This is a genomic window from Microcystis sp. LE19-41.2A, assembly GCF_027530405.1.
GTDB lineage: Bacteria > Cyanobacteriota > Cyanobacteriia > Cyanobacteriales > Microcystaceae > Microcystis > Microcystis aeruginosa.
Genome location: NZ_JAPZQJ010000314.1, coordinates 1 through 7459 on the forward strand (window position 1 = coordinate 1; position 7459 = coordinate 7459).

Below are 7459 nucleotides of genomic sequence, written 5' to 3' on the forward strand. Positions count from 1 at the left end.
AGGTGGTCAATTACCTAATTTTCAGGGAAAAAATCCCTAAATTTTCCCCCCAATCACTCCAATGGTAGGCACTTTTTCAGGGAAAAAAAGTCTAAAAGCCTTATCCAACAAGGTTTTTAGATTTATTCAGCAAACCCTAAAAGTCTTACCCAACAAGGTTTTTAGATTTATTCAGCAGACCCTATTTAGGGGTTGCTGGCTTATCACCTTGACATCAGGGCCGTAGAGATTTGTACTCAATTACTATCCTATCGCTAAATTCTGGGAAGAAATCAAAATCCCCCTCAATCCTTAACAAATTCCTAATCATCTCGTTTGGCATCATGATAAGCCGCCCCGAGGTATAATTCCCCTACTTTCGGGTTATTGAGTAAATCTTGACCCGATCCCTGAAAACGATCTTGACCACTTTCTAAAACATAACCTCGATCGGACATCATTAGGGCTTTTTTGGCATTCTGTTCCACTAAAATAATTGCAGTTCCCGTCTGATTAATCGCTTTTATCTGTTCAAAAACGCTGGTTACTAAGATAGGAGATAAAGCTGCCGAAGGTTCATCGAGAATTAATAAATCCGGTTGCAACATCAGCGCTCTTCCCATGGCTAACATCTGTCTTTCTCCTCCGGATAAAGTACCAGCTTTCTGACGACGGCGCTCGTCCAAACGAGGAAACATGGCATAAATGCGCTCTTTTAGGGGTTTAATCGCTTTTTTACTGGTAAAAGCCCCCATTTCCAGATTTTCCTCGATGCTAAGGGATGGAAAAACATTAGCAATTTGGGGAACATAACCCATACCGAGGGGAACGATTTGATTAGATTTCCAACCAGTGATATTTTTTCCCTTAAAAGTGATAGTTCCAGCACTGGGTTTTAATAAACCAAAAATAGTCTTAGCGAGGGTGGATTTTCCCGCACCATTGGGACCGATAACCGTGACTAATTCCCCCGGTGCAATGCGAAAGTTAACCCCTTGCAATATGTATAAATCCTGCACATAACCAGCATAAACTTGTTCAACTTCTAAAAGATAATCCATGGTAAGGTAAAAAGGAGATAGGAGACAGTAATATGAATTATAAATTGGGAAGTGGGAAGCATTTTCAGTGAACAGTAATCAGTGAACTGAAAACTTACATCTGATAACTGATAACTGATAACTGATAAATTAGGGAGTTTTTTGTAAATCGGGACGTTCTTGTGGCAGAATTGCACCTTCGACGGGGCATACTTGTAGACAGATACCACAGTCGATACAAGTGGCAAAATCAATCCAATACCAATCGGTTCCTTTAACATTTTTACCCGGTCCCGGATGGATGCAAGCAACAGGACAAGCGGAAACGCAATCGGCAACCCCTTCACAAGTTCCAGTGACGATCGAATGTGGCACAGTGTTTTCTCCTCTAATTCTTAACATTACTTTACCACTTTTAGGCACTGCCGTGCCAAGATCGGATCATTGTTAGGAAACTTTCTCTTAATTCCCTAAAATATTGGGAGTTTTTTCTTGATCTTAGCAAGAAGTAAAATAGAAGTTTTCGCTAGGGTTTTTACTATTCCCTTACGGGAGGACAAATAGTTAATTTCTTCCCGTAATTCCTGATTATTTTTCTGGAGATAATTATGATTATTTTCTAATTCTTTTAGGGATATTTCCATCTCTTTTATAGTACGATAATCTTGCTGTTGTTTCAGATACATTATCTGTTGTGCTTCCTGTAATTTTCTTAACTCTAACCAGACTTGATTCTGACTTGATTCCTTAGTTTCACTGAGCGCATACTGGAAAAAATTAGTGATTTCTTCCGCTATTGTTTGATTAACTTCAAAAAACTCGATAATATCAATCTTTTCGGGGGTAATTTTGGGGTATAACTTTCTTAAATCTTGGGCGATATTAGAGGAAAAAGCGATGATTCTAGAAGCGGATAAAATTGCATAGTGTTTTTCTAAATCTACTGGTAAATTGCCGTTTTCTTCTGGGAACTCAGAAGCAAGCAAAAGTAGAGAAGGAGTGGTTAAGGGACTGGTATAAAAAGTGGAAATAAATAAATTTGCCTGTAGGCGATCGCAAATATCTTGGATTTTTCTGGCATCCTTTCCCGTACAATTATAATCGTAGGATTCCGCGGGCCAATATTTAAATTCTTCCCATCTTGGTGCGGTGTTATTTCTATCTAAAATAACAATGTGTTGACTAAATTCTAATTGACTCCAATGCTCTAGAATTGAAGACCAAATTCTGGCTAATTTTCGTTGCTTAAGTTGAAAGATCACGCCATCAATAACAATAATTGGGCATCTTTTCCGGGAGATAGCTTGAATTGTTTGTAATTTTTCTCGCTCATCTTCCTGTAAAATTATGCCTAAATCTTCCATCTTAACTGGATTGGGTTTAATTTCTATATCCTTAATGTCTGGGTGGGGAATTTTATAGATTTTACACACTTGATAATGTTCCTGTAATGCTTGACCATTACTGCCATGTTCTAAGCCTTGGAGATTTAAATAATATAACCCTAAAATCTCAGGAATTAAAGCCATTTTTTCGCCTTGAATGCCGATTCTTAACCAAAATTCATAATCACCAGCACAGCGAAAATTTTCCTGAAAATAACCATATTTATCGTGCAGCATTTTTCGCCACATTGGTTGAGAACCCACACAACAACCTTGACGCATCTGTTGATAGGAGTAATTTGGCCAATTCCAATGTTTTAAAGCTGGGGTGGTGGCAAAAGTATCATTTTTGAGGGTGGTAATTAATTGATCGGCATAAACCAAGCTAATCTCTCTATTGTTATCTAGATAATTAGCCATAATTTCCAGAGCATTAAAACAGCGACGATCATCAGTATTCCCATTGGTGATATAGGAACCCCTAGCTAGTTTAATAGCACGATTCCAAGCGCGGTAGAGGGTTTCTCGTTCTCTAGTTCTCTGGTAAATAATATTAGGATAATTTTCTTGAAACTCTTGGATAATCTCCCCTTCATTCTCCGGGGAAGCACTATCGATAATAATAAGTTCTACTTCTCCCTTTTCATAAAGAGTTTGAGTAACTAAATCCTCTAAACAACCCTGGATAAACTCCGCTGATTTATAGGTAGAAACAATTACGGAAACTTTGATCCTCTGCACGGGGATAGAGTTATTAAAACTAGGATTCATCGGCTTATCTGATCGCAATTCAAGACAGGGAAATTTTTTGATAATTTTGAAAAAGAAGATTTTAAGACTCTATATTTGATCGGTAGAATTGTCAAGATGTTATCGACTCTTATTGAAGATACCAGTTTATTTACCTTTGGCTTGTTACTTGACATAATAAAAAACTATAATGGGAAGGCTGTGGAAAATGAGCAACAATGACCGTATCTTCCTCCCTAGACTGGCTAACCCGTGGCACCAGTGACCTATTCCCCCATCAACCCGACTCCCAAGAGCCTAGGGAAAATTTAACCCAACTACTGCAAACCACCGATCGCCCTTTAAGAATTAAACTAGGTATTGACCCCACCGGCAGCGATATTCACCTAGGTCATAGTATCCCTTTTCGGAAACTGCGTGCTTTCCAGGATGCCGGTCATGTGGCAGTGGTGATTATTGGTGATTTTACCGCTAGAATCGGCGATCCGACCGGAAAATCGGAAGTTAGAAAACAATTAACCATCGAAGAAGTGAGAGCCAATGCCGAGAATTATCTGGCACAATTACGCCCAATTTTAGATTTTAACACCCCTAATCGCCTAGAAATTCGCTATAACTCGGAATGGTTGGGGAAATTAGACCTATCGCAAATTCTCGAACTTCTCTCCACCATGACCGTCGGGCAAATGTTGGCAAAAGAAGGCTTTTCCGAACGCTACGACCGGGAAAACCCGATTTTTCTCCATGAATTTCTCTATCCCTTAATGCAGGGTTATGATTCCGTCGCTGTCGAGGCCGATGTCGAATTGGGAGGAACTGATCAAAAATTTAATATTGCCGTCGGTCGTGATTTGCAGAAATATTTCGGTAAAAAACCGCAATTCGGGCTACTTTTACCGATTTTAATCGGAACCGATGGCAGTCAAAAAATGTCCAAATCCCTGAATAATTATGTGGGATTGCGGGAATCGGCCCTGTCCATGTACTCGAAACTGGAAAAAACCCCCGACGCTTTGTTAAAAGATTATTACGAACTATTGACAAATTTGCCCTTAGATGCTATGGCGAGCAATCCGCGAGAGGCACAAAAACAACTGGCGATCGAGGTAGTTGCCCAGTTTCACGGAGAAGAGGAGGCATTAAAGGCACAAAAAACAGCGCAGGAGATAGTTCTACAGGGAAATACGGCAGCTGCGGCCTCTGTACCCGAATTTTCCCTAGCAGCGGTCACTTTTCCCCTGAAATTATTCTATCTTCTTGCGGCCACCGGCTTATGTAAAAGTAGCGGCGAAGGGAGAAGACAGATTCAGGGGGGTGCAGTCAGAATCGATAGTGAGAAAATCACCGATGTGGACAAAAGTTTTGAGACAGCCGAAGCTTTAACGGGAAAAGTCCTACAGGTGGGCAAAAATAAATTTATTCGCTTTGTAGCTTAAATAAGCGAAAAAGTCCCTATTCGGCGGCTTTTTCCACGATTTCTAACTCAAAATCTCGAAAATGGGCTTTAAACTTTTTACTGAACTCGACGAGGACGGGTAGGTTGGCGCTAACCGGCCTACCACGCCATTCGGTGACAATCCCTTTCACCTCTCCCTCTAGTCCTTTCACGTCAAAAGGATCCGATTTGTGTTCAGGATGGTGATAAACTACCACAGACTCAATTACACGAACTTGATCGCCAACTTTCATAAACTCTCTAGCGAAGACAAACGCCTATTGTATCTTTGAAAACAATCTTATCATTCTACGCCGTATCAGGGAACGGGGAACTGAAAACTCTTAAGATTGAAACCTAGAGCCTGAGCTTTGACGATACTTTTGTTCGTAAGCAGCAATACTGGGAGCAACCTAAGCGTCACCTGTTGTGCAAGGCTGACGGCTAAAACACTGATAACTAGGGCTTGCTGAAAAAATCTAAAAACTTTGTTGGATAAGGCTTTTAGAGTTTTTGTCAATCAAAAAGTACCAGGCATGGGAGTGATCAGGGGGAAAATTGAGGTACTTTTTCTCTGAAAATTAGGTAACTGACTACCTCAAAGTCGGTAAAACCCCACACCCCACACCCCACACCCCACACCCTGCCCCCACGAAAAACTTTTTCAGCCAACCCTAACTACTTAATGATTTGATAGCATGGGGGAAAACCTATAGAGGGTTAAGCGGTATGAGTGACTATAAAGATTCTTCTTCCATGCGCTATTTCCTGGCAGGATTAAAACCCTTTGCCCAACCTTTATTTTGGCTGCCGTTAGGAATATTTTCCTTGGCTCTAATTGCTTTGTGGGTATATCAACAGAACCCTGAATGGTTGGGTTCGGTATTAGATACCCCAGGAATGTCCTTAGAGGAGCGGGAAATCCGGGCTAACCAGATTACCGATACTCCTCTCCCCAGTACTGTACCATTGCCAGCCATTCCTGCCCATAATAATACCGCTCGCCTGAACAAACCGGCCTCGACGCAGCCTTTTAATCCTCTAAATACTAATCCCGATAAGAACCAGAAACCCTCCTTATTTGCGCCGTTAATGCCGCAGACTAAGCAAAATCAGGCACCGAAGGCTAGTAAAAGTCTGCAACCGATTCAACTGCGACCGATTAGTGGCGACAGTAGCAATTATCCTTTACAAAGGGAAATCGAAAATCGCTCGCAGACTGCTAACTTGAATAATTCTCCTAATCTCAACCCCGGGGGCAGCCCGAATCAAGTTAACCCCCAGGGAAATTATTCCCCTGAACAACAAAATGTTCAACCCCTACCCTCCTGGAATAATGCCAACCCTAACCCCGTCTCCGGCTCTAGCAACCAATCCAACTATTATCAACCCCCTGTATATCAACCCCCCGTCTACGGCAGTCAACCGAACGTCACTGGTTATCCTAATCAGGGAATGCCACCTAACAATAATGGCACCCCCAATCAAGTCCCACCTCAAAGTATTAACCGAGGTTTCACCATCCAACAACCTATTAATACCAGGTCTTCTGGTTACTAGAGGAACTTAGATAGGGTTTGCTGAATAAATCTAAAAACCTTGTTGGATAATATTTTTAGACTTTTTTGAAATCAAAAAGTACCAGCGATTGGAGTGATTGGGGGGAAAATCCCTGGACTTTTTCCCTGAAAATTAGGTAATTGACCGCCTGAAAATGGGTAAAACCCTACACCCCACACCCCACACCCTACCCCCACCAACAAACTTTTTGCCGCAAACCCTAGATAGGAGCTTGCAGGAAGTCTAATAAAATCGGATTAACTATTTCTGGAGCTTCATCCTGGGGACAGTGGCCTAAACCAGCTAAGGGGATAAACTGTTTTACTGTCGGGAATCGTGCTAATTCTTGGCCCAAGGACAAGGGTTCCCAGGGATCTTCGCTACCCCAAAGCAGAATAGCCCGACAGGGGAGAATCGGCAGTAGGTCTTCTGGCAGCGGGCCGCCGGAATAAGCGGTAAAAGCGAGGAAAACCTTGAACGCTCCTGGATCTCGGGCGGGTTTTAGGATTATTTCTACTAATTCCTCCGTTACTGCTTCCGAGCGCCGATAAGCTTGCAGGAGAATTTTACGCACTGTCTGGGGTTTAGCAATCTGTTGGAAGAAAAAAGCCCCAATTGCTTTATTTTTGAGAATTATTTGGGCAAAATCTGCGCCTAAACGACGATACCAGGGTAATTCCCCCCGTTTTCTTTCGTGCAGTAGTCTGAGGGAACAATTAATCGCCGCTACCCCAAGGACAAAATCGGGATAATCGACGGCAGCCTGCATAATGGCCACGCAACCGATGGAATTACCCGCCAAAAAAGCAGCACCCCCCACCACTTCCCGACAAAAATCGGCAATTTGCGCCCCCCAAGTCTCGAAAGTATAATCGATCTCGTTTTTTGGTTCGGGTTTGTCGGAACCGCCAAAACCAATTAAATCTAGGGCAAAACAGCGACATTTTTCGCCTAAAACGGGGATATTTTTCCGCCAATGTCCCCAAGATGCCCCAAATCCATGCACAAGCACGATCGCCGGTCCCGTCTCCCCCGCACTCTGATAGGTGATTTTGAATCCCCGCCAATGCCAAATTTTTGCTTGTGTCTCTAATCCTAGAATTTGCTGCATATTTTTGTTTATCTGTAAAGTATTTGTTGCTTTTCTTAATATATACTGTCAGGTTAAGTAGGGTCTGCTGAATAAATCTAAAAACCTTGTTGGATAAGACTTTTGGACTTTTTTCCCCTCAAAAAGTGCCAGCCATTGCGGGGATCGGGGGGAAAATTCCTGGACTTTTTCCCTGAAAATTAGGTAGTTGACCACCTGA

Annotated in this window: 7 protein-coding genes; 2 read left to right on the plus strand and 5 right to left on the minus strand. The window is 42.1% G+C overall.

The window, feature by feature from the left end:
- Positions 1-302: 302 nt before the first annotated feature.
- The 3 genes from O9290_RS13160 to O9290_RS13170 all read right to left on the minus strand — a co-directional run bounded on the left by O9290_RS13160 (position 303) and on the right by O9290_RS13170 (position 3175).
- A complete protein-coding gene (locus tag O9290_RS13160) occupies positions 303-1040 on the minus strand; it encodes an ABC transporter ATP-binding protein (protein ID WP_288024738.1) in 738 nt (245 codons plus the stop codon).
- 129 nt (positions 1041-1169) lie between these two features.
- Entirely contained in the window at positions 1170-1394 is a 225-nt protein-coding gene (locus O9290_RS13165; RefSeq protein WP_041804484.1) for a ferredoxin family protein, read from the minus strand.
- 95 nt (positions 1395-1489) lie between these two features.
- Entirely contained in the window at positions 1490-3175 is a 1686-nt protein-coding gene (locus tag O9290_RS13170; RefSeq protein WP_002762909.1) for a glycosyltransferase, read from the minus strand.
- A 197-nt stretch (positions 3176-3372) separates the two neighbouring features.
- Between O9290_RS13170 and tyrS the strand changes: the two genes are divergently transcribed.
- On the plus strand, positions 3373-4590 hold the full coding sequence (tyrS, locus tag O9290_RS13175; RefSeq protein WP_288024742.1) for a tyrosine--tRNA ligase: 1218 nt from the start codon (positions 3373-3375) through the stop codon (positions 4588-4590).
- Between the two features lie 16 nt (positions 4591-4606).
- Here the strand turns inward: tyrS and O9290_RS13180 are convergent, their stop codons facing one another.
- Positions 4607-4843, minus strand: coding sequence for a ferredoxin-thioredoxin reductase variable chain (locus O9290_RS13180; RefSeq protein ID WP_288059891.1), 237 nt, complete (start codon positions 4841-4843; stop codon positions 4607-4609).
- A gap of 475 nt (positions 4844-5318) precedes the next feature.
- On the opposite strand from O9290_RS13180, the gene O9290_RS13185 reads away from it, so the two are divergent.
- A complete protein-coding gene (locus O9290_RS13185; protein WP_288059892.1) occupies positions 5319-6149 on the plus strand; it encodes a hypothetical protein in 831 nt (276 codons plus the stop codon).
- Between the two features lie 220 nt (positions 6150-6369).
- Here the strand turns inward: O9290_RS13185 and O9290_RS13190 are convergent, their stop codons facing one another.
- Positions 6370-7260: an alpha/beta fold hydrolase gene (locus O9290_RS13190; protein ID WP_288059893.1), complete on the minus strand. Its 891-nt coding sequence runs from the start codon at positions 7258-7260 to the stop codon at positions 6370-6372.
- Between the last annotated feature and the right edge of the window lie 199 nt (positions 7261-7459).